This window comes from Symbiopectobacterium purcellii, from assembly GCF_019797845.1.
In the GTDB taxonomy this organism is placed as follows: Bacteria; Pseudomonadota; Gammaproteobacteria; order Enterobacterales; family Enterobacteriaceae; genus Symbiopectobacterium; species Symbiopectobacterium purcellii.
The window spans coordinates 3,682,354-3,705,008 of the sequence record NZ_CP081864.1 but is presented as its reverse complement, the minus strand read 5'-3'; the positions used below and the strand labels follow the sequence as shown (position 1 = coordinate 3,705,008).

The following is a 22,655-nucleotide window of genomic DNA, read 5'->3' as shown; positions in this document are numbered from 1 at the left end:
ATGGGATCTATGGATATCAATGAGTGGATAACCTGTAGTGTAAAACAGAATGCCTCCGATCTGCACCTGTGTAGCGGATATCCGCCGATGTGGCGTATTGAGGGTGAGTTACAACCGCTACAGACCAACGCCTGTTGCAACGCTGTGCAGTTGGAGCGTTGGGCTGACAGTTGGCTGACGGCCTTTCAGCGCCAGCAATTACACCGCGAGGGGCAGGTCGATGGCGCGTTGACCACACCCGATGGCATTCGGCTGCGCGCACATCTGTTTCGTCAGCATGCCGGGCTTGCCGTTGCGCTACGTACCATTGTTACGACGGCGCACGCGTTGGAAACACTGCATGCGCCACCGATTCTGTCTTGGTTAATCATGCGACCTGCTGGGTTGATTCTGGTGACAGGCGCAACGGGCAGTGGAAAATCCACCACATTGGTGGCGATGGTGAATGCGCTCCGGCAGCGGCAAGCTTGTCATGTGATTACGCTGGAAGATCCTATTGAATTTGTCTATGCCTCCGAGCCTTCGGCAGATCGCGGCCTGATTCAACAGCGTGAAATCGGCGTGCACTGCCCGTCGTTCGCTCACGGCCTACGCGGCGCGCTGCGTGAAGACCCGGATGTCATCCTGCTGGGGGAATTACGCGACGGTGAAACCATTCGGTTGGCGTTAACGGCGGCAGAAACCGGGCATTTGGTGCTGGCGACGCTTCATACGCGCGGCGCCGCTCAGGCGGTAGAACGCCTGCTGGATGTGTTTCCCGCACAAGAGAAAGATTTCGTGCGCAGCCAACTGGCGTTGTGTCTGCAAGGCGTGGTGGCGCAGCAGCTGGTGCGACGATGCGGTGGCGGTCGCATCGCGCTGTATGAAGTGTTGCTGGCGAATACGGCGGTGGCCAACCTGATTCGTGAGGGCAAAAGCCATCAACTGCCGGGTCTGTTGCAGATGGGGGGGCAGCGCGGGATGCAAACTTTTGCGCACAGTTGGCAGCAGTGCTGGAAAGCCGGATTGCTACCACCGGATGCGGAACCGGCGTTCACGCCATAAGCAGCACGCTAAACAACGATGAAAAAAGCCCCGTGGCGGCCCGATACGCCACGGGGCTGCCAGAGTTACTTCAGCCCGGCTAATGCCTCTGTCAACGCCAGCATGGTAAGCGACTGACCATACGCGCGCTGTTTGATGGCAATATTGCGATAGTGATCGAGATCGTGCCCGACGGATGTCCCTGCGGAGACATCCGCGACTTCCCCCTGTGGGCTGATACGGCTTAGCAGGGCATCGACGCCTTTCCAGGCCGCATCGTGATAGCGTTCGTCAAGCAGACCAAGGCGTATGCCTTTCAACAGCGCGTAGGTGAAACCGGCGGTGCCAGAGGCCTCCAGATAGCTGTCCGGCTGGTTAAGCAGGGTTCGCCACATACCGCTGGCATCCTGATAGCGCACGGCTGCATCCGCCTGACGGCGGAAGGTGTTGAGGATCATCTGGTAGCTGGCATCTTGCCTACCCAGCATCTCAAGAAAATCAACGGTGCTGATGGCTGCCCAACCGTTACCGCGCCCCCACAGTGCTTTGCCGTAGTTACCGTTACCGTTACCGGTGAAGTTCCAGCCGTGCATCCACAGTCCGGTATCTCTGTCGATCAGGTACTTGATGTGCAACAGGAACTGATAGCTGACTTCATCCAGGTAGCTTGGGCGATTGAGATAGGCGCTGGCGCGCGCGTAGAACAAGCCGCTCATAAACAGCGTATCGACCCAGAGTTGCTCTTCATTAAGGTGATCGCTGGTGCAGTGGGTGAACCCATTCTCCTGGGTGCGTAGCAGTTCGTGTTCAATCCAGTGGGCGTATTCCTCGATTAGCGCCTGGTGCTCGCGAGTTTCCTGGGCGATCCCCATGGTGGTGAGCGTCAGCATCGGTGCCATGCGGTTGATGTTTTTCTCCGGCAACCCTTCCGCCAAGCGGCGTTGATACCATGCCAGCACATAGTCCAGATAACGCTGTTCGCCCGTGACCTGATAAAGACGCCAGATACCGTAGATCCCCACGCCTTGCGACCAGTCCCAGTTTTCGATCGAGAGATCGGAGGCGATCACCTTCAGCTTCTTCAATGCGGCATCGTCCGTGCGAACGGTGATGATCTCATTGAACAATTGCTCAAGTTTTTGATAAATCGCGTCGTAGCGGCGTGTGTCTGCCGCGGTGTCCGTGTGCGCAGTGTCAAAGGCGTTCATAGTTTTCTCGCATGTTTACAAATAACGTAGTGACAGAATAAAACGGTTTACCCATTACTCATAGCGCCTACGCCACACGGATGCGTAGCGTAGGTGTCGGTATTACATGATTTTTTTCAGAATGCGCTGCCCCGATTTGGGGAACGACTGCGCCATTTCTTCCAGCGTCATTTGGCCGTAATCGTATTTTTGCAGGTGTTCAAGGAACGAGGCCAACAGCTGTGGGTTCTCCATATAGGGAGACGGTGCGATATTGCCATACAGCGATTCCACCTGTTTCAGCCCCTGTACGGGCAACTGTGTAGTATTGAGCGTACCCGCATCCATTAACTGTTTGCTGGCAACCTGACTCAACGGTACGCCGCGTTGCAGCCCCATGGCGCTGACCCCTTCCGGCGCGTTCAGCAAGAAGTTGATCAATTGGGCAGATTCCTGCGGATAGCGGCTGTTTTTGCCGATAGAAAGCATCATCGCTGGTTTGTAGAACATGCCGCTGTCTTTGGCCCCTGGCAGCGTCGGATAGGGCCCCACTTCCAGCGTGGCCGGTGCTTTCAGGCTACCGGAGAAGGTGTTGTCGGTGCTCCAGGTGTGTACGCCGCCAATCTTGCCTTCCAGCCAGTTGGGAATTTCCCAGGCGTTGGTTTTGCCGTAGGCGGCGAAAAATTTCATGTTAGGGATGACGTGCCCATCCACCAGTTTTTTGTACATCCCGAAGTAGTCCAGCCACTCCTGCGGGGTAAAGGTGAAGGACTGGGTTTTATCATCGATCATGGTTTTGTTGTATTTCTGAATCATGTACGAGTTCAGAAACGTCATGATAGTGGTGTCGTGATTAGCCAGTACGAATGGGTAGTGATCGTCGCCCAGTTTCTGTTTAAAAACCGGACCGGCCGCCAGCATGTCATCCCAGGTTTGCGGATAGCTCAATCCCGCTTTTTGCCACAACTCCGGGTTGTAATACATGGAACGCCCCGTCATCGCGACAGGAATGGCGTTAAGCTTGTTGTCCACGCTGGTCATTTTGAGCGCTTGCGGGGAGAACTGTGTCAGGTCAATCCCTTTGGCATTGTTGAGGTTATAGAAACCGTTGCCGTCCTTGGAAAACAGCACCAGCCAGTTCCAGTTGGTTTGCATCACGTCCGGCTCGGTGTTGCCCGCCAACTGGGTGGTTAATTTGGAGAGGTAGCCATCCCACCCCGCGGGTTCTGCTTTCACCTTGATGTCCGGGTGCACTTTTTCAAACGCGGCAATGGCGGCGAGCGTGGCCTGGTGGCGCTGGTTGCCCCCCCACCAGGAAAAACGCAGTTCTTTGGTTTGCGCCTGCGCACCAGCGATTCCTGTTACGGCAAAACTCACAGCAAAACATAAGGGCAGTAATTTTATTTTCATAGCAACCTCATTATTTTTTGTAGGGTAAGGCTTTCGTCCAATGATTTCGCAGAGTGAGATTAAAACTCCACGACCGCCTTCAACAGATTTTTATTATTAACTATTTCAGTTTCATAAATCGCCGCCAGGGATGAAAAGTCAAATCGATGACTTAACATCATTCTCGCACTGATTTTTCCTTCACTCATCAATCTTGCCACTTTAGCAAAATCCTCATGGGTGGCATTCCGGCTTCCTTTCATGGTTGTCTCTTTTTTATGAAAATCAGGATCGGAAAAGGAGAGGTTTCCTTTAAATAAACCAACAAAAATAATTTGTCCACCGTGACGAATAAGGTTAACGCTGTTATTCATCGCAATTTCATTGCCGGTGGCATCAATCACTTTATTGGGCAGTTCTCCCTGGAAGTTGGCACGAAGTTGTTGCTCAAACTGGGGGGGTGCCGGGTCCAGTACCGGTATGCCCAGCAGGTTATGGGTATGCGCCCGTCGCTCTGCTTGGGTATCGGCCAGTGCGATATTCAGACCGTCCGCCAGGCCAATGGCCGCGACGCCCAGCCCAATCGGGCCACCGCCGACGACCAGCACGCTGTCGCCCGGCGCACATTCAGCGCGACGGATTGCGTGAGCGCTGATGGCAAAGGGTTCAATCAGCGCCGCCGCCGCGGGGTCAATGCCTTCTGCCAGCAGTACGTTACTTTCCGGCACAGCGATATATTCCACCATGCCGCCGTCCTGATGTACGCCGATGACTGAGATATTTTCACAGCAGTTCGGACGATCATTTAAACAGGCGCTGCACGCGTTACAAGAGAGATAAGGAATAACAGCGGCCTGCTGTCCAATATGAAAGCGGGTGACATTATTTCCGATAGCAACAACGTCACCACAAATTTCATGACCGAGCACGCGAGGATAATTAAAGAAAGGCTGTTTCCCCGCCCAGGCATGAATGTCGGTGCCGCATATGCCGACCGTTTTGACTTTTAATAATACGTCGTTTTCCGCTGGTGTTGGCACGGGTCGTTCTTTATATTCGAATTGTGTGGGTTGGCGGCATATAAGACTTTTCATTTTTTATTCTCTACATCAATTTCCCCTGGTGCAGTTATCTTTTCCTAAAACCAAAGACCATGTTGCAGAGTGTTTTCAGTAATGTGATAAATCACACTGACTTCGGCTCTTAATCGGTTTTTAATGAATAAAAAACCATAACGGGTACTTTATGAGCCGTACACCGACCTTACGCCAGCATGTCATTAATCAGTTTCTCGATGCGATAAATCAGGCTTCGCTGGTTTCTCCGTTGCCTTCGCAGGCGGTGCTGGCCGAGATGTTCAACATCAGTCGGACTACCGTGATGCACACGCTGGATTACCTGACGGAGCGTGGCATTGTGGTGCGCGAAGGCGGCAAATATCACATCGCGCGCGTGCCGCAGAACAATGACGGTTTTGATGTGATTGCGGAAACGCTGGAGGAACAGACGGCACTGTTCGAAAAGCGCTTTTATCACATGATCAATCAGCGCCAGATCGTGCCGGGCGATGCTTTTACCGAACTGCAATTGGCGCGTTGGTGCCACGTCCGACCGGTAGTCGTGCGCGAGTTTCTGCTGCGTTTCTCACGTTACGATCTGATAGAGAGTCTGCGCCGGGGCTATTGGCGTATGAAGCAGTTCGATCAGGCCTATGCCGAAAAACTGTTCGAACTGCGGGAGATGTTGGAAACGCACGCGCTCAACGCCTTTATGAACTTGCCTGACAGCGATCCGCGTTGGATCACGGTGAAAGAACTGCTGGAGAGCCACCGTGAACTGCGTAATCGCATTCAGGAATACTATCGCCTGTTTTCGCCGTTGGATCAGCAACTGCACCAACTGATTATTTCTGCCGCGGATAATCCGTTTTTTGATCAGATGAGCGAGATAATCTCGGTGGTGTTCCACTTTCACTACCAGTGGGACGAGCGCTCGCTCAAGCAACGCAATGCGCTGGCGGTGGAGGAGCATCTGGCATTGCTGAGCGCGATGCTGTGTCGTAACGATCTGCTCGCAATGCGTGAACTGCGCCGCCATTTGGATACCGCGAAGCAGTCGATGATCGATTCGATGGAACGACAAATGCCCGCCAATGCGGCGTCCTGAGTGCCGCGTTGGCGGGAGGGGAGGGTTATGCCGGGTAGATCAGTTGTTCCGGCACGCGCTGCATGATGATCTTGCCATGACGAATGGAAACGCGCGCTTTGGCCTGCTTGCGCACGGCATCGTAGTCGTTTTCTGCATCCAGAATCACCAGATTTGCCGGGCGACCCACAGCAATCCCGTAACGATTGCCGAGGTTGAGCGCCTTGGCGCTGTTATCGGTGACGAAATCCAGACAGCGTTGCAGATCGTCATACCCCATCATGTGGCAAATGTGCAATCCGGCATCGAGTACGCGCAAAATATTGCCATTGCCCAGCGGGTACCACGGGTCTTTGATGGAGTCTTGTCCGAAGCAGACGTTCATACCCGCACGATCCAGCTCCGCCACGCGGGTAACGCCACGGCGTTTCGGGAAGGTGTCAAAGCGCCCTTGCAGGTGAATACTCTCGGTGGGGCAAGAGACAAAACTGATCCCTGAGCGTTTTAGCAGGCGGAACAGTTTGGAGCAGTAGGCATTATCGTAAGAGCCCATCGCCACGGTGTGGCTGGCAGTGACTAATTCACCCACTTGACGCGCACGCGCCTCTTCCGCCAGCACTTCGAGAAAACGCGACTGTGCGTCGTCGGTTTCATCACAGTGCACATCCACCAGACAACCGGTGCGTTCAGCCAAATCCATCAGGAACTTGATGGAACTGACGCCCTGCTCGCGAGTGTATTCGAAATGGGGGATACCGCCGACCACGTCGGCCCCCATATCAATCGCGGCCTCCATCAGGCGACGGCCATTATCGAAAGATTCAATGCCCTCCTGCGGGAAAGCGACAATCTGAAGATCGATCAGATCGCGCGCTTCTTCTTTTACTTCCAGCATCGCTTGCAGCGCAGCCAGCGTCGGGTCGGTTACGTCGATGTGGGTGCGTACATGCTGAATGCCGTGATCGCGCAACATACCGATGGTGGTGTGGGCGCGACGTTTGGTGTCTTCGTGGTCGATGGTGGCTTTGCGTTGGCTCCAGCGCTCAATGCCTTCAAACAACGTGCCGCTCATGTTCCATTCTGGCTCGCCTGCCGTCAGGGTTGCATCCAGATGGATATGGGGTTCCACCAGCGGCGGGATCACCAGATTGCCTGCGGCATCCAATAGATCAGGGGCAGTAACCGGTGCGATTAAGGCCGGTTGCGCATCGATGGCGGTAATCACGCCATGCTCCAGAGAGAGTGTGAACAGGCCGGGTTGATGACGCAGTGCGGCATTGATGATTTTCATAGAAACTCCTGCTGTTGCGCATGAGACATGCGCCAGATTAAGAGGGCAACGGAGACGTTCAGCCGCCACTGCGGATCGTTCACGCGGTGGTCGGATTGACGTTCGATCCGTTGCAAGCGTTGATTGAGGGTGTTGCGGTGAATGCCGAGACGCTCGGCGGCTTTGATCACGTTGCCGTTTTCTTGCAATATTGCCTCCAGCGTGTCGATCAACAGCGCCGGATGTTTACGGTTGGTGGCAAACAGCGGCCCCAGTGTTTCCTTCATAAAGCGGTTGAGCAACTCTTGGTCGGGAATCGCTGTCAGCAATTGCAGCACGCCCAAGGCGCTAAAATCACATATCCCTTTGTCAGGACGCATGCTTTCAGCCACTTCCAACGCGCGTCGCGCCTCGCCCAATCCACGCCGGTAATGGTGTGCCTGGGTGACTGTGCAAGAGAGGCCACAAAATAGCGACAGCGGTTGGAGCGATGGGCTTAAAGACTGGCGCATTTCTCCCAGCCAGGCTTTGCCATCAAGAAACGCTGCATCCACTTCTGGCCAGAACAGAATAAACAGTTCACCTAGCGTGACCAGCGGCAGCGAAGCAGGCAGAGTGGCAAGCCGCTCTTCAAGCGCCTGTCGCAGCGCCTGACGCGCGGCTTGTAGCTGCGCTTCGGCACGGTCCGGCGGCGCGTTATCAAACAATGCGGGGATACCTGACAGGCGCAGAGTAATCACCCGGTGCGGGCGGTTCAGCGTTAACTGTAAATGTGAAGCACGTTGACGCGTCAGTTCGATGCTGGGGTAATCGCCGGTAAGCAGTTGGGTCAAAATTTCCCGCTGTGAACGTAGCAGGCTGTCGCGTTGTACCAGCGCCGTGCCCACAAGCTGTGTGACGATGACCATTTTCAGCATGTAGGGCTGTTCTATCAGGGGAATACCCAGCGCATCCGCCTGTGCAACCACAGAATCAGGGATCGCGTGAATAAACGCCTCACCGGTGAGAATAACCATCCCGGCGATGCCGTTCTGGTGGCCTTCCTGCAACAAACGCAGCAGGTTCGCTTCATCGCGGGTATGGTTGATGCCGGTGACGAACACCAGTTCACCGCCCATGACCCAATCGGCGATCCCTTCGTTTTCTGCCACGTAATACCAGCGTACTGGTCGATGGCAGTGGCGTTGACCAGCACGCAGCCGCAGAGCTTCAAGCCCCGGCAGTGCCAGAATGTCACCCACCGTGAGGTTCATGATTTACTCTCCTGACAGCGCCAGAGCTGGCGCAAAACGTTTTGCCAGTACGCTCAGCAACACATAGCTGCCTGCCGAAGCGGCAATCCCTACCAGTGGTGCAATCCACGGCGACAAATAAGCCAGAACGGCACCGATGGCATAGGCACTGAGGCCGATATAGTTGAAGCGAGGCAGCGTGGTGGAGTGCAGGGAAGGGTACTGGCCGCGATAGCGGAAAACATAGTCCGCCATGATGACCCCACCAATCGGAGGAATGATCGATCCCAGCAGGATCAGAAACGGAATCAGCATTTCATACATGCCGCCAATGGCGAGCACAATACTGATGGCAGCGCCAATCAGCGTCAGGGTACGACGTCGCTCACTGCGCAGCAGGTGGCAGGCCGCGGCGGAAACGTTGTAGATGGTCGGTCCTTGGATGGTCCACAGGTTCAGACACAGCATGATCACCGCAGCGATCGAGAGCCCCTGCAACATCATCACGGCTACGATATCAGCCTGCTTGTAGACGATGGCACAGTAAGCCCCGGAAATAATCATCAACCCATTACCGCCGAGGAAACTGATAAAGCTGGCACTGACGGCGATACGGCCGCTACGTGCCAGGCGTGTCCAGTTGGTGGCTTGCGTGGCACCACTGGCGAAGGTGCCGAACACCATAGTGATGGCGGCAGAAAAGCTCATGGTTTGGTCCGGCACCCTTTTCGCCAACCCTTGCCAGCCGCCGACGTCATGCGTGGCAATCCACATGGAGACAATCAGCATCACAAACATCAGTGGTACAGAGATGCGTGACAGCGCATCCAACCCTTTGTAGCCGACGATGGCGGTCAGGCAGAAGCCGAGGCCAAACAGCACCATCAACAGCGACGTGACGCTCTCCGGCAGAGCCAACAGCTTGACCAGTGCAATCGCTACCGTGGCTGTTCCCCAGGCGTACCAGCCCAGTTCGGCAAAGCCGAGCAGAAAATCAGAGAGTTTACTGCCGTGTTCACCAAAGCAAAAACGTCCCATCAGTACTGAATTCAGGCCGCTGCGTGCGGCGATCAGGGCCAGCGCGGCAGCATACGTGGCCAGCAAAACATTACCGATGATCGCTACCCACAACATATCAACGATATTGAAAGCGACGCCGATTTTTCCGCCAGCAAACATGGTGCCGGTAAAAAAGGTAAAGCTGAAGAGCACCATGGAGATAGATAGTAATCCCTTGCGTCCCTCTTTGGGGGCTTCGCTAAGGGGGAATTCGTTTTGAGCCGACATCATTGCATTCCTCTGGTATGCCCACAGTAGGGCTGATAAAAACGTGGGAAATACAGCAATATCCGTGCCCGTTTTACGGCATAAAAAGATGGATAAACAGAATAAGGTTATCTGTGCATGATGCACATTTTTAGCTGTTTTATATTATGTATATGCCCTGCGGCTGTGCAAGGTGGTGTGCATTGCACAAAAATGGGGGCGTCTTTTTTCAGAAAAAAAAACAGAACCCCTGTCGAAACGCGGGGAATATGCTAAATAATTCGCCGGATCATTTGCGACTGGTTTATTATTGCTAGTAAATCTGGTTCTTATGTTGTTTTTCGTTCATGTTGGTGGCGTATTTTCTTTCTGTGGCTTTGCCAACATGAGTTTTAATGATGTGATGAACGTTGCTGCTGTGAACATTGTTGCGCTGAGCATTGTTGCGATGAACATGGATGCGACGTTCCTACCGATACTCAAGGGTATCCGAGGTTTCTGTGCAGTTAACCAGTTTTACGGATTATGGATTACGCGCGCTGATCTACATGGCATCACTGCCTGAAGGGAAGATGACGAATATTACTGAAGTGACGCAAGTGTATGGCGTCTCTCGTAATCATATGGTCAAAATTATCAATCAACTTAGTCGGGCTGGCTTTGTGATGGCCGTGCGCGGTAAAAATGGCGGCATCCGTTTGGGCAAGCCTGCACAAACCATTCGCATTGGCGATGTGGTGCGCGCGCTGGAGCCACTGTCTCTGGTCAACTGTAACCATGATTTTTGCCACATCACGCCAGCATGCCGCTTAAAAGGGGTACTGCAACAGGGCGTTCAGCGCTTTCTCTTCGAACTGGACCAACATACGTTGGCCGATATGGTGAAAGAGAACCCGCCGCTTTATAAATTATTGTTGGTTGAATGAAGTCCGTTCAGCCTTCTGCTGAAGACAACGGAGGAACCGCAATGTCCCAAGATCCATTCCTGGAACGTGAAGCAGAAAAATACGAATCACCCATCCCCAGCCGCGAATACATTCTGGCCCACATCGAAAAACGCAATACGCCTATCAGCCGCGATGACCTGGCAGCCGATTTGGAACTCACTACGGAAGAGCAGCAAGAAGCGCTGCGCCGTCGTTTGCGCGCGATGGAGCGTGACGGTCAACTGGTGTTTACTCGCCGTCAATGCTATGCGCTGCCGGAAAAACTGGATTTGCTGCGCGGCACGGTGATCGGCCACCGCGACGGCTTTGGTTTCCTGCGCATAGAAGGGCGTAAAGACGACCTGTACCTGTCAGCGGAAGAGATGAAACGCACCATGCACGGCGATGTGGTGCTGGCACAACCGCTGGGTGCCGATCGCAAAGGGCGGCGTGAGGGCCGTATCGTGCGAGTGTTGGAGCCGCGTACCGGGCAGATTGTCGGCCGTTACTTCCTCGATGCCGGTATGGGGTTTGTGGTGCCGGATGACAGTCGTCTGAGCTTCGATATTCTTATCCCGCAAGAAAACATCAACGGCGCTCGCATGGGCTACATGGTGGTGGTGGAGTTAACCCAACGCCCCACGCGTCGCACTAAAGCCATCGGGAAGATTGTTGAGATTCTGGGCGATAAAATGGGTACCGGCATGGCGGTGGATATCGCGCTGCGTACCCACGATATCCCGCATACCTGGTCGAAACAGGTTGAAGAACAGATCAAAGATTTCAACGAACAGGTGCCGGAAAGCGCGAAAAAAGGGCGTGTTGATTTGCGCGCGTTGCCGCTGGTGACGATTGACGGTGAAGATGCGCGCGATTTTGACGATGCGGTTTACTGCGAGAAAAAACGCGGTGGTGGCTGGCGTCTGTGGGTGGCCATTGCCGATGTCAGCTATTACGTACGCCCTAACACCCCGCTGGATCATGAAGCGCGGGCGCGCGGCACCTCGGTCTATTTTCCTTCGCAAGTGGTGCCAATGCTGCCGGAAGTGCTGTCGAACGGCCTGTGTTCGTTGAACCCGGACGTGGATCGGCTGTGTATGGTGTGCGAGATGACCATCTCTGCGACGGGTAAACTGTCGACGTACAAATTTTACGAAGCCGTGATGCGCTCCCATGCGCGCCTGACCTACACCAAGGTGTGGCATATGCTGCAAGGTGATGAGGAGCTGCGCGCGCATTACCAGCCGCTGGTAGGCGGATTGGAAGAGCTGCACAGCATGTATCAGGTGCTGGAAAAAGCGCGCGAAGAGCGTGGCGGCATCGCTTTTGAAACCGAAGAAGCGAAGTTTATCTTCAACGCGGAACGCCGTATCGAACGCGTGGAATCCATGGTGCGTAACGATGCGCATAAACTGATTGAAGAGTGCATGATCCTGGCCAATATCTCGGCTGCCAGATTCGTTGAGAAAAATCAGGAGCCTGCGCTGTTCCGGGTGCACGATCGCCCGAGTGAAGACCATGTGCTGGCACTGCGCAGCGTGCTGGGCGAGCTTGGTTTGACGCTGAAAGGCGGGATGAAGCCGGAACCGAAAGATTATGCGGAATTGATGACGCTGGTGGCGGATCGTCCCGATCATGAAATGCTGCAAACCATGATGTTGCGCTCCATGAAACAGGCGATTTACGATCCGGAAAATCGCGGCCACTTTGGCCTGGCGCTGACCTCATACGGTCACTTTACCTCGCCGATTCGCCGCTATCCCGATCTGTCACTGCACCGTGGCATCAAGTATTTGCTGAGCGATCGTCGTGAGCGTTGGACGCCGACCGGCGGCTGGCACAGCGATCTCAATGAAATGCTGCAACTGGGCATGCACTGTTCGTTGACCGAGCGGCGTGCGGACGAAGCCACACGCGATGTTGCCGACTGGCTGAAGTGTGACTTTATGCAGGACCACGTCGGTGAATCCTTTACCGGGATTATTGCCAGCGTCACCGGCTTTGGCTTCTTCGTGCGCCTTAACGACCTGTTTATCGACGGTCTGGTGCATGTCTCCACGCTGGATAACGACTACTATCGTTATGACAATGTGGGCCAACGTCTGATCGGTGAATCGAGCGGACAGGTTTATCGTCTGGGTGATGAGGTCGAAATTCGCGTAGAAGCGGTCAATATGGACGAACGCAATATCGATTTCTCTCTGCTCTCCAGCACGCGCAAAGTGCGTGGTGAAGGTAAAACCGCACGCGACAAGGCGAAAAAGCCTGTCCGCCGTGATGCAAGACCTGCACGGCGTGGCGGTAAAAAACCGGCTAATTTTGAACCTGATAGCGCGTTCCGCAAGGACGATAACGCAGGGAAAAAGGCTGCGCCTGATAAGGTGAAAGCAAAGGCAAAAGCGAAGAAAAAGACCGACAAGACGCAGAAAAACGCCGAAAAAACGCGTAAGATCGCCGCCGCCACCAAGGCGAAACGCGCCAGTAAAAAGAACGCGGCACAGTAAATGCCCACAGCGAACGGCGGAGTTTGCGCCGTTCGTTAACACATCACGTTTGAAGAGTATCAATGAGCGAAATTATTTACGGTATCCACGCAGTCAATGCCCTGTTAGAACGCGACCCGCAGCGTTTTCTGGAAGTTTTTATCCTTAAAGGGCGTGAAGATCGCCGCTTGCAACCGGTGATCGCGGCCCTGGAAGCTAATGGCATTGTGATTCAGGTAGCGAATCGTCAATGGTTGGATAGCAAGGTCGAAGGGGCAGTGCATCAGGGGATCGTGGCGCGCGTCAAAGAGGGGCGTCAGTATCAGGAAAGCGATCTGCCGGATCTGCTGGCAAGTGTGGCGCAGCCGTTTTTATTGATATTGGATGGCGTCACCGATCCTCACAACCTCGGCGCGTGTTTGCGTAACGCCGATGCCGCCGGGGTGCATGCGATCATTGTGCCGCGCGATCGCTCTGCGCAACTCAATGCTACCGCGAAAAAAGTGGCCTGCGGGGCGGCGGAAAATGTGCCTTTGATTCGCGTGACCAATCTGGCGCGCACGCTGCGTCTGTTGCAGGAAAATCAGGTGTGGATCGTCGGGACGGCAGGTGAGGCTGACCATACGCTTTATCAAAGTAAGCTGACCGGTCCGCTGGCGCTGGTCATGGGCGCGGAAGGGGAAGGGATGCGCCGCTTGACGCGTGAACACTGCGATGAGTTGATCAGTATTCCAATGGCCGGTAGCGTTTCGTCGCTTAACGTTTCGGTCGCGACTGGCGTTTGTTTGTTTGAAGCGGTCAGACAGCGTCTGGCGTAACCACGCCTGTTTTGTGCATCAACAACGCGTCGGTTTAGCGGTACAGCACGGCGCGTGATGTCCACGTGTTGGTCAATGCATGCTCTTGCTTCAACGTGATGGTGTAATAGCGTGCGCCGTAAGCGTCCGCGCGTTGTTGAATGGCGCGATCGGCGTCATCGGTACTGCCGCGCACATTGACCGATATCGATCCCATTTTCTCTAAGGTGCCGGTTTGGACATAGACGATAAGCTGCGCCTGCGGTGTTGGCGGTGGCAACGGCATTGGCTTGCCTTGAAAACTACTACAGGCGTACAGCAGCGTCGTGAGGGAAAAGGTGATGAACCGCGTGAGCGCAGTCATAAGTTCCTTGCAACAGTAAAAAGGGGGCGTGGTATTCCGCAGTCTAGCGTGGCTTGCCCTGAGTGAACAGGGGCGTTAAGCCCCTCGGTGGTGGCGTGTTATTTCACCAGATGTACGGATTTAACGTCGATCTCTACGCTATTCCAGTCTTTATCGACTTCGCCTTCGATACGAATTTTGTCATTGGGGGTGATGGTTTGCCCTGCCCAGCGCTTGTCATCGATATCAACATTGACGGTGCCTGAACTGTCGCGAAACTCGTACAGTTCATGCCCTAACTGCCGGATCAGATGACCTTCCAATACCACCCACGCATCGTCCCTGAGCGTTTTAGCCTGTTCTACGGTGGTCAAACCGGGCACCGGGCCTTTGAATCCTCCTGACGTAGTGCCTGCACTGTTCGGTGCAACAAATCCTCCTTGCTGCGCAACCGCACCAACCGAAACGGCACCCAATAAAAGGGCGATAAACGTTCTCTTCATCATGATGTCCTTGAGGGTTATGGCCTGAGATAAGTGTGGGCGGTTATGCTTTTATTCTCAAGAAATGAAACGCTTTATCCTGTTTTTTTCCGGTTTTATTGTGTCTTATAACAAGGGTGTTTTCTGTAACATGCTGTTTATTAATTGATTTATCATCCCGCCTTTTTTCACTCGTCTTTTTTAATCCTTTTAGAAAGGTATCTTTCCATGACGTTGTTACCTCCTGTCTCGGGCGCTTCTGGCGACGCGATGCATTCTGTGATGCCACCGTCCCGGTGTGAAACGCCATCAAACGGGGTTCACGATGAACGTAAACCGCTACGAGATACATTGCGCGCAGTATCCGCCTCCTCTCTGACGTTAGAATCTGACGTTGAGGCCGCTAACAGGGCATTCAGGCCCAGGAACACGCGGGGAAGCGCAGGGGCATCGCGTGTTAAAAAAACGGTGCTATTGGGGGGCTTCTGCTATTGGGCGAGATGGCGTGGCGGGCAGGGGCCGCCGGGATCGCCACTTTTCGCTCGCGATATCAGGAGGAGCCTGAGGGGCGGCTTATCGATTTGTATCCTGGCACTGCCCACGTTGGAACATGTTCACCCTATTTGCCTCCCGCGGGATATCGCGATAGCGCATTGGCGCTTTTGCCGCTAGCGTCCGAGTCAGTGGAACACGCCAGTGCGCGTGCTGATGCGAACCCGGAGGTGTATGCGCAGGTTGAGGTGCTTTCAGACGCTGAGCATAGGGCGCTGGCGGATTATTTACGTCAGTTTCAGACCGCAAAGAAAAGGCATGCGGATCGCGCCATAAGAGCGCTGCGCAATACCAAGAACGCTTTCTTACCGATCTCTCGTATTAACCTGATGTATGACCGCGCTAAATTACCGACGGAGGATAAGTCTCATGTCGTTGCCATATTGAGTAGTGAGTTTTTGCGTTTTCCCTTGCAAGACATTCAAACACGAGGACCCGCCTATAGCTGGATGGTTCTCGATATGCTATTGCTGGGGCTGGGGGAAAAAGAGACACCGTTTCGCCTTAGCTATCAAAAGCTGGGACGCGCAGCCCGCCGACGGCTGGCGAAATTCAGCCACATCAGCTACGTCAAACACTATCTGAATGAAACGCCTCCGCATTTTTCGCCCAGGCGCAAGACGGCTGCAGCGCAATCATTGATGAAAAAATATGCGCAGGAATCACGTCAGCATGCTATTCAACACTCTGCATACTGGCAGGGAAATGCGGCAGGTCTGAACCGTGTAATAACAGACGTATACAAGAAATATTATGCGCAACTGGCGAAACATTTTCCGCCTCCTGCGCTCGATCAATCTCATCGAATCATGTTTGCCCATCGGATGCTCAATGGGGATCGGGTCTACCTGCCTGAGCATTTCACCACTAAGGCGCTTTATCTGGGGGTTCACACGCGAGAGGCGCTTGCGCAAGGAGACTCGTCCTTCTACTTCCCTGCCGATGCCAATCCCTTTTTGCGTCTGGCGTGTATGAGAACGCCGAACATTGCGGACCATATCGCTACGGAGCTTGGTGCGTTGCTCAGCGAACTGAAAGCCAACACTACGTTTCAGCGCCTGTTTGAGGCGACGCTCGACTTCCGTGCCATTGGTATTGTGATTCATGCGCTTGAAACGCTCGATTCATCGGATATTCCCCCTGCCATTCGCCATTTTCTTAACGGTAAACTCAATCCGCAGTTGGTAACCGTGAAGGATCGTGTTGTTCCGCATCTTCTTGCTCTGTCCACCGTGCTTGATTCGCGCGTGGCGTATATTTCTCTGGCCCATTCAGAGATGAAAATTGCCAATCGTTATGCATTTGATCCTGCGTTTGAAGATTTTATTCGTAAGCATCTCTCGATATTTGATGAGCAGCGCTTAGCTGAGGGGGGATTGAAGCCTACGCTGATGTGTAACCCGAATATGTATCGTGGCGTGGATCTGCCCACATTTTGCCTACAGCCGGCGCTGCGGCACGAATATCGACAGGATTATCAACGTCGGCTGTATCAGGCCTTGCTGGAACAGATGGAGAAGAATATCGATGCCGTGGTGTATACCCGCGATGAGTTTACCCGCGACAGGAATTTGATGTTTTATAAAAGGGTTCTGGCCGCTACTGGCACCATTGCTGGCATGCTGTTGCTGATAGTAACTGGCCCTACAGGCGCTGCGGTACTGGCAACTATCGGGCTTGCCTCTGGCTTGGGTGAAATAGCGGTCAATTTGAAACAGGCTGCCAGCACTGATAATGGTGCTGTGTATGAGCAGGCACTCTCCGAAGCTCAAATCGGGGCGTGGTTTCTTGCATTCGGCACCCTGGGTGATGTCATTGGTGCCGGTCGCTTGAGTGTTCAACAGATACAGGCACGACAAATGATGGTATCTACGGGCAAGCGTCAATCATTTGTGCCAAAGCCGATTCGATTAAAAGGCAAAAAAATCAGGGGTGAGAGACGCCATCACGACAAGCGACTCTATAAAAAAAGCCCTGATTTTACGCCCATCAATATACGTAATGCACGCGAGGTTGGCACCGTCGGCTATCGTACTCTGGCAGATGACCATTATGTGCAGCTTTTTACCAAAAGCCCCAAAGGCGCCCAACAACAGGGTAGCAAAATATTGGTGATTTCGGCCCATGGCGGCTATTTCGATAGCGATCTGGCTCAACCCAGCGTTATTCTCCCTTCGGATATCACGTTAAAAATGCTCTCTCCGCATGGTACTTTTCTTGAGGATCCCGGTCTGGACGCCGTTATGAATGATGAAGCGGGTTTCAGGGCATTTTTAACGATCAGAGGCAAAAAGCAGGAGACGCATTTTATTCCCCAGCACCACGATGAGTGGCTATATAAAGATGATTATCAGCCGCTCAAAGTAAAAAACAGCATGGGGCGCGCGGAGGGGTTGCAGAATTACCGCCATTTCCATTATGCCGGTGACACAAAATGGAAGATTGGTCAGGCACTGGTGAAAAATCGGCGACTGGCTGCGGAGCACAAAGCGGTGTTAAGCGATGTGTTGATCGTGAACACGCAGCTTAAATATGAGATTGATTCCGATCCGATGTTGGCGAGCGTTCAGCGCGTGATTGATCTCGACAAGGAAGGGAAACTGCTGAACGTCAACGGTGAGCTCTATAACACGCTGGTGTTCTCCCATTGCCGCAGTAATTTTGCACTGCCGGAGGACCAGATATCGACTTACCGATTAGCGTATCCCGCACCGGATAATCTGTCGAAGGGACAGCGTCTGGTCAGAGTAACGCGTACCACATTGACGCGCGAACACGAGGACTTGCCCTTTCAGCGTTACGATGACGATCTGGGTGACGCGGTGTTATCCTCTGGCGCATTGCCCGTCGTGTAAACACCACCGGCCTCACGCTGCCTAAGCGCAGCGGAGGCCGGGAATTAACCCTGTGCTTAACGTTGCAACTGCGTCAGCGCAGGGGTTGATTCGTTTATCTGAAACACGCTGACCAGTTCAGTAAGATGATGCCCCTTCTGGCGCAGTCCTTGTGCCGTGAACTCCGAATTACTCACCAGTTCAGTGCTTTTTTGCGTTGCCTGACCAATGTGTACCACGGCGATATTGACTTGTTCGATGCCTGTCGATTGCTCACGTGAAGCGGTGTCAATTTCATTGATGATGGTGCTGAGCTGATGAATACGTTGCAGTAAATCGTCCATCGCCGACTGGGTTTTGGCGGAAATGCGATAACCCGCTTCAATTTTTTCCAGCGATTCGTTAATCAGCGTTTCAATCTCCTTCACTGCGGTTGCGCTGCGCTGTGCCAGCGCGCGTACTTCGGCGGCAACCACGGCGAAACCTTTACCGTGCTCTCCGGCGCGAGCCGCTTCTACCGCGGCGTTCAGTGCCAGAATGTTGGTTTGGAACGCGATGGATTCGATCACTGAGGTGATATCGGAAATACGCTGCGATGAATCCTTGATGTCGCTCATGGTAGAGACGCTATCGCTATCGCTTACGCGCTCGCTGCCGTGCTGTGCGGCGTTGGCGCTCTCTTCTGCCAACTGGCGCACGCTGGAAACGTTGTCGGCGTTCTGTCTCACCGTCGCTGAAATCTGCTCCATACTGGCAGAGGTTTCCTCCACGCTGCTGGCTTGACGACTGATCTGTTCGCTGATCTCTTCTGCGGAGGCGCGCACCTGGGCGACGATGCGCGTCAATCCCTGTCCGATACCGTTGATGGTACCGATCAAGCGGCCCACTTCATCATTGCGCTGCGTGGTCATCGTGGCTTGCAGGTTTCCGGCAGAGAACTGTTCCGCCACTTTAACCACCTCTTCCAGCGGTCGGCTTAGCCATTGGCGTGTCAGTAACATAAAGAACACGGCAAAGATCAGTGTCAATAAGGCACCACCCGCCAGGAACAGATTGCGCGTGTGAGTGATGTTAGCCAGCAGGCTGCTTTTGCTCAGCGTACCCACGATCACCCATCCCCACTGCGGTACTGCCTGAAAAACCATCACCTGTTCCTGTTCGTTCGGCGACAGGCTGTTGTCGCGATACTCCAGCGTGCCGTCATGGGTAGCCAGAATCTGGTTCAGTGTGCCTTCGGACCAGTCAGGACGCTGGTTAGCGCGCGTTGGGTGGAAGAGGTAATTGCCGAGTTCGTTGCCTTTTTTCGCATTAATCACGAAGAAATGGCCATCTTCACCAATTCGCTTTTCCAAAATGCGTTGCTGCATTTGAGTGAATTCACGCGTGATATCGATACCCACAAACTGGATACCGATAATCTGGCCTGACGTATCTTTGATGGGCGTGTATTGGGTGATGTACTGCTTGCCGAACAGCGGCGCCAGTCCGCTATAGGTGCCACCCTTCATAATGCTGGTGTAGGCAGCGCTCTCTCTGTCAAGTCGGGTGCCGATGGCGCGGGTGCCATCCTCTTTTTTCAACGAGGTTGTGGTGCGTACAAAGTCATCGCCGTCGCGCACAAACAGTGTTGAAATCGCGCCGGTGCGGCTGAGAAAATCATCCACGATGGCAGTATTCACATTCAACTGCGTATCGCCTGCTTTCAGCGTGGGCTGTGAACCATCTCCGTAAGGCACCCGTTGGGTAGTATCAATGCTGTATTGGGTTGGGAGGAAGCTGGCGAACAGCGTGCTGTAATTACCCACTTCTGCTTGTAATCCGGCATCGTACATGGTGATCATGTCTGTTACACCAGTCACCTGGCTTTGCATATCGTGCAGCGTCAGTGATTTTAGCTGATCGCCCGCAGAGCGCGTCAGTGACAGTGTGAAAACCAAAAACAGCACGGCCACACTCAGCGAGGCGATTGCCGAGAGCTTGATGCCTAAACCCCAGTGTCGAAAAGAAGAAAATTGCAGCATGCTATGTCTCTTTTATTAGTGCAATCCGTGCTGGAAAATGACCCATGATGTTGTCAACTGCCGTACAGTCAAGCGCCAGCAGTTAACGCCAGTAACGGCAGTGTAAGTAAATAATTCATCTGATTTGTGTAACTTTACATTGCAGTCTTTGTTATAAATCATTGCGAATTTGTATTTAAAAAAAATTTATTTTTGGTGATAGGGTGTTAGGCAACCCGAGTTTATGCTTAATGATGTGCGGAAAGAAAAAAGAGAGAGAACCCACATGGTAGAAATTTCGCCAGATACCCTCAACGGGATTGATGTCCTGCATGCAACGCCTAGTGGTAAGCAGGCGTTTCCGTTACAGACGATATTCTTTTTTCATGGCTATACCTCATCCAAGGAAGTATACGCCTATTTTGGCTATGCGTTAGCACAAGTGGGGTTTCGTGTTATTTTGCCTGATGCGGCGATGCACGGTGCGCGTTATGACGGTGATGAGGCCCGCCGTTTACGCCATTTCTGGGATATTCTGCAATTTAACGTGCAGGAATTGCCGGGGCTGGTGGATGCCGCGCGTCAGCGCGGGTGGATTGCTGATGAGAAAATTGGCGTTGCGGGTGCGTCGCTCGGAGGCATGACCGCGTTGGCCAGCATGGCGCGCTACCCGTGGATCTCAGCCGTCGCGGCGTTTATGGGGTCCGGGTATTTTTCAGCGCTATCGCGCTCGCTTTTCCCTCCGGTTCCCGTGGGCAGTCCGGGATCTGACGATCTGCTGCGCCAGTTGGCGCAAACGCTGGCCAACTATGATGTCTCCGACCGGCTGACTGCGTTAGCAAATCGCTCACTATTACTGTGGCATGGTGATGCTGATGACGTGGTACCCGCCGCCGATAGTGCACGCTTGTATGCAGCACTCAAAGCGGATAATCAACATCATAACGTCACCTACCTGACTGAACGCGATGTGGCGCACCGAATCACTCCGTTGGCACTGACGGCGGGCAGCCGCTTCTTTACCCGACAGTTTGCCGCCGAGCCATTGCCTAAGGCGCCGCTAGCCGGGACTGTCTGACGTCCCCCTTGACGCGCTGTGGTTACGGCTCAGGATAGATGGATGCCATCTGCCAGTGGGTAAAGGTCTGGCAGTATGCCTCCCCATTCTCGGCATAAAGCGCGATGCCGCGTCCTTCTGTTGGCGGATAAATACGGCTGGTAAGACAGGTCTCCCCTTGATTGACAAAGACTTCCACAGAGGAGCGGTCGATAAAGATCCGCAGATCAAGCGTGTCGCCGTCGGGCAGCGTCACGCTGCGATAGCCGCCGACGCCCAGTCCGGATTGACTGCGATCCAACACCAACCGACGAGACTGTGTATCGACATAAAACCGGGTGACATAGCGCCGATCGTCGCTGACGGCAATCTCGATGCCGAAGCGTTCCGCTTGGCTTTTTTGAATATCCCACGTCATGTGAATTTCTGCCTGAAGTGCGCTGATCCCCAGCCTGCGCCGTTGGTTTTTCAGCGAAAAAGCGGGCAGGGTGTGCGCTTCCCGGCGTAGTGCTTGCAGTTCCCGTGCCGGCATCATTCTGACGCGCCCTTGCGCATCCAGCGACAATTCGCGCGGCAGCGTGAGGCATCCAGCCCAGCCGTCGGCCTGAGTGGGTCTCTCGGACTCCCACATATCCATCCAACCGAACAGCAAACGGCGTCCATCGGCGGTGACAAAAGATTGTGGCGCATAGAAATCGTGACCGGAATCCAACTCCTGAAAATGCTGCTCAAGCGTAAAAGGGTGATCCGGTTGCCAGCGTCCCAAAATATAGCCACTCTGAAAGCGATTACGGTAGCGATAGCCTTCGGGCGTCATGCCCTGTGGTGAAAACATCAGCAGGTATTTATCCCCAAGCGGGAAGAAATCCGGGCACTCCCACATGTAGCCCAACCAGCGATCGGCTTTAGCCAGCACCCCTTCCAGACGCCATTGGAACAGAGAGGTGCCGCTGTAGAGCAATACCTGACCCCGATCATTGGCATCACGCGCGCCCACCACCATAAACCAGCGGCCATTCTGCTTCCAAACCTTGGGGTCGCGGAAATGCATGATGCCGTCGGGTGGGGTGACTATCACACCATGCTTGGTGAAATGGAGGCCATCTTCGCTGGTGGCAATGCATTGTACCTGGCGGATTGCGCCGTCATTACCAACACCCTGTAACCACACGTGACCGGTATAGATAAGCGTAAGCACACCATTGTCATTCACGGCGCAACCGGAAAAACAACCGTCTCTGTCGAAAGCGTCCCCAGGTACCAACGCAATGGGTTGATGCTGCCAGTGCACCAGATCGTGGCTTGTCATGTGCCCCCAATGCATGGGGCCCCAGTGTTCATCATAAGGATGGTGTTGATAAAACACATGATAACGGCCATCACAGTACGCCAACCCGTTTGGATCGTTCATCCAGCCCGTGGGGGGCGCGAGATGGAAAGCCGGGTAAAAACGCGCTTTTCGCTGCTTTTCCAGCAGGCGCTGGGCCTGACTCGCATCGTGAAGCGTTTGGTTTTTTATCATGGCATGCACCTGTCATCGCTGCTGAACAACGGTTCCGCTGGAGAGAGACGCCCGGATTGGATGATAAAAATTGTCGACGTTGACGCTGAGACTGGCAAACAGTCGTGTCGGGTAACTGAGAGATATATCACGATTATTGGCGCTAAC

General features: G+C 53.9%; 19 protein-coding genes. 8 read left to right on the top strand and 11 right to left on the bottom strand.

Features of this window, described 5'->3' with window-relative positions; genetic code table 11:
* Positions 1–9 precede the first annotated feature (9 nt).
* A complete protein-coding gene (locus K6K13_RS17350) occupies positions 10–1,044 on the top strand; it encodes a type IV pilus twitching motility protein PilT (protein ID WP_222158090.1) in 1,035 nt (344 codons plus the stop codon).
* A gap of 65 nt (positions 1,045–1,109) precedes the next feature.
* Here K6K13_RS17350 and K6K13_RS17345 read toward each other — a convergent pair whose 3' ends face one another.
* The 3 genes from K6K13_RS17345 to K6K13_RS17335 form a co-directional block, all read right to left on the bottom strand.
* Positions 1,110–2,231, bottom strand: coding sequence for a glycoside hydrolase family 88/105 protein (locus K6K13_RS17345; RefSeq protein WP_222158089.1), 1,122 nt, complete (start codon positions 2,229–2,231; stop codon positions 1,110–1,112).
* Positions 2,232–2,333: 102 nt separating this feature from the next.
* Positions 2,334–3,620 carry an ABC transporter substrate-binding protein gene (locus K6K13_RS17340; RefSeq protein WP_222158088.1) on the bottom strand — a complete coding sequence of 429 codons (1,287 nt, stop codon included), beginning with the start codon at positions 3,618–3,620 and terminating at the stop codon, positions 2,334–2,336.
* Positions 3,621–3,679: 59 nt separating this feature from the next.
* On the bottom strand, positions 3,680–4,693 hold the full coding sequence (locus K6K13_RS17335; RefSeq protein WP_222158087.1) for a zinc-binding alcohol dehydrogenase family protein: 1,014 nt from the start codon (positions 4,691–4,693) through the stop codon (positions 3,680–3,682).
* 151 nt (positions 4,694–4,844) lie between these two features.
* On the opposite strand from K6K13_RS17335, the gene K6K13_RS17330 reads away from it, so the two are divergent.
* Complete coding sequence (locus K6K13_RS17330) at positions 4,845–5,765, top strand: GntR family transcriptional regulator (protein WP_222158086.1); 921 nt, start codon at positions 4,845–4,847, stop codon at positions 5,763–5,765.
* A gap of 25 nt (positions 5,766–5,790) precedes the next feature.
* Here the strand turns inward: K6K13_RS17330 and codA are convergent, their stop codons facing one another.
* The 3 genes from codA to codB are packed head-to-tail and all read right to left on the bottom strand — an operon-like array spanning position 5,791 to position 9,533.
* A complete protein-coding gene (gene codA / locus K6K13_RS17325; RefSeq protein WP_222158085.1) occupies positions 5,791–7,035 on the bottom strand; it encodes a cytosine deaminase in 1,245 nt (414 codons plus the stop codon).
* The gene (locus K6K13_RS17320) at positions 7,032–8,267 is read right to left on the bottom strand and encodes a PucR family transcriptional regulator (protein ID WP_222158084.1); all 1,236 of its coding nucleotides are present in this window, start codon (positions 8,265–8,267) and stop codon (positions 7,032–7,034) included. The genes codA and K6K13_RS17320 overlap by 4 nt, the downstream gene beginning before the upstream one ends.
* A gap of 3 nt (positions 8,268–8,270) precedes the next feature.
* Positions 8,271–9,533 (bottom strand): cytosine permease, encoded by a 1,263-nt coding sequence (gene codB / locus K6K13_RS17315; RefSeq protein ID WP_222161159.1) that lies wholly within the window; start codon positions 9,531–9,533, stop codon positions 8,271–8,273.
* Positions 9,534–9,822: 289 nt separating this feature from the next.
* Between codB and K6K13_RS17310 the strand changes: the two genes are divergently transcribed.
* The 4 genes from K6K13_RS17310 (at position 9,823) to rlmB (ending at position 13,739) form a co-directional block, all read left to right on the top strand.
* Complete coding sequence (locus K6K13_RS17310; protein ID WP_222161234.1) at positions 9,823–10,077, top strand: hypothetical protein; 255 nt, start codon at positions 9,823–9,825, stop codon at positions 10,075–10,077.
* Entirely contained in the window at positions 10,013–10,438 is a 426-nt protein-coding gene (gene nsrR, locus K6K13_RS17305) for a nitric oxide-sensing transcriptional repressor NsrR (protein WP_222158083.1), read from the top strand. The genes K6K13_RS17310 and nsrR overlap by 65 nt, the downstream gene beginning before the upstream one ends.
* Before the next feature lie 41 nt (positions 10,439–10,479).
* Complete coding sequence (gene rnr / locus K6K13_RS17300) at positions 10,480–12,942, top strand: ribonuclease R (protein WP_222158082.1); 2,463 nt, start codon at positions 10,480–10,482, stop codon at positions 12,940–12,942.
* A 62-nt stretch (positions 12,943–13,004) separates the two neighbouring features.
* Positions 13,005–13,739 carry a 23S rRNA (guanosine(2251)-2'-O)-methyltransferase RlmB gene (gene rlmB / locus K6K13_RS17295; protein ID WP_222158081.1) on the top strand — a complete coding sequence of 245 codons (735 nt, stop codon included), beginning with the start codon at positions 13,005–13,007 and terminating at the stop codon, positions 13,737–13,739.
* A 34-nt stretch (positions 13,740–13,773) separates the two neighbouring features.
* Here the strand turns inward: rlmB and bsmA are convergent, their stop codons facing one another.
* The 3 genes from bsmA to K6K13_RS17280 all read right to left on the bottom strand — a co-directional run bounded on the left by bsmA (position 13,774) and on the right by K6K13_RS17280 (position 14,895).
* On the bottom strand, positions 13,774–14,082 hold the full coding sequence (gene bsmA, locus K6K13_RS17290; RefSeq protein WP_222158080.1) for a biofilm peroxide resistance protein BsmA: 309 nt from the start codon (positions 14,080–14,082) through the stop codon (positions 13,774–13,776).
* 98 nt (positions 14,083–14,180) lie between these two features.
* Positions 14,181–14,564: a YgiW/YdeI family stress tolerance OB fold protein gene (locus K6K13_RS17285; RefSeq protein WP_222161158.1), complete on the bottom strand. Its 384-nt coding sequence runs from the start codon at positions 14,562–14,564 to the stop codon at positions 14,181–14,183.
* Positions 14,565–14,607: 43 nt separating this feature from the next.
* Entirely contained in the window at positions 14,608–14,895 is a 288-nt protein-coding gene (locus K6K13_RS17280; protein ID WP_222158079.1) for a hypothetical protein, read from the bottom strand.
* Between the two features lie 148 nt (positions 14,896–15,043).
* Between K6K13_RS17280 and K6K13_RS17275 the strand changes: the two genes are divergently transcribed.
* Positions 15,044–17,950, top strand: a complete 2,907-nt coding sequence (locus K6K13_RS17275; RefSeq protein WP_222158078.1) for a putative adhesin — start codon at positions 15,044–15,046, stop codon at positions 17,948–17,950.
* A 56-nt stretch (positions 17,951–18,006) separates the two neighbouring features.
* Here the strand turns inward: K6K13_RS17275 and K6K13_RS17270 are convergent, their stop codons facing one another.
* Entirely contained in the window at positions 18,007–19,950 is a 1,944-nt protein-coding gene (locus tag K6K13_RS17270) for a methyl-accepting chemotaxis protein (protein WP_222158077.1), read from the bottom strand.
* Positions 19,951–20,215: 265 nt separating this feature from the next.
* Here K6K13_RS17270 and yjfP point away from each other — a divergent pair, with 265 nt between their 5' ends.
* The gene (gene yjfP, locus K6K13_RS17265) at positions 20,216–21,007 is read left to right on the top strand and encodes an esterase (protein WP_222158076.1); all 792 of its coding nucleotides are present in this window, start codon (positions 20,216–20,218) and stop codon (positions 21,005–21,007) included.
* A 22-nt stretch (positions 21,008–21,029) separates the two neighbouring features.
* On the opposite strand, the gene K6K13_RS17260 is transcribed toward yjfP, so the two are convergent.
* Positions 21,030–22,508 (bottom strand): glycoside hydrolase family 32 protein, encoded by a 1,479-nt coding sequence (locus K6K13_RS17260; protein ID WP_222158075.1) that lies wholly within the window; start codon positions 22,506–22,508, stop codon positions 21,030–21,032.
* Between the last annotated feature and the right edge of the window lie 147 nt (positions 22,509–22,655).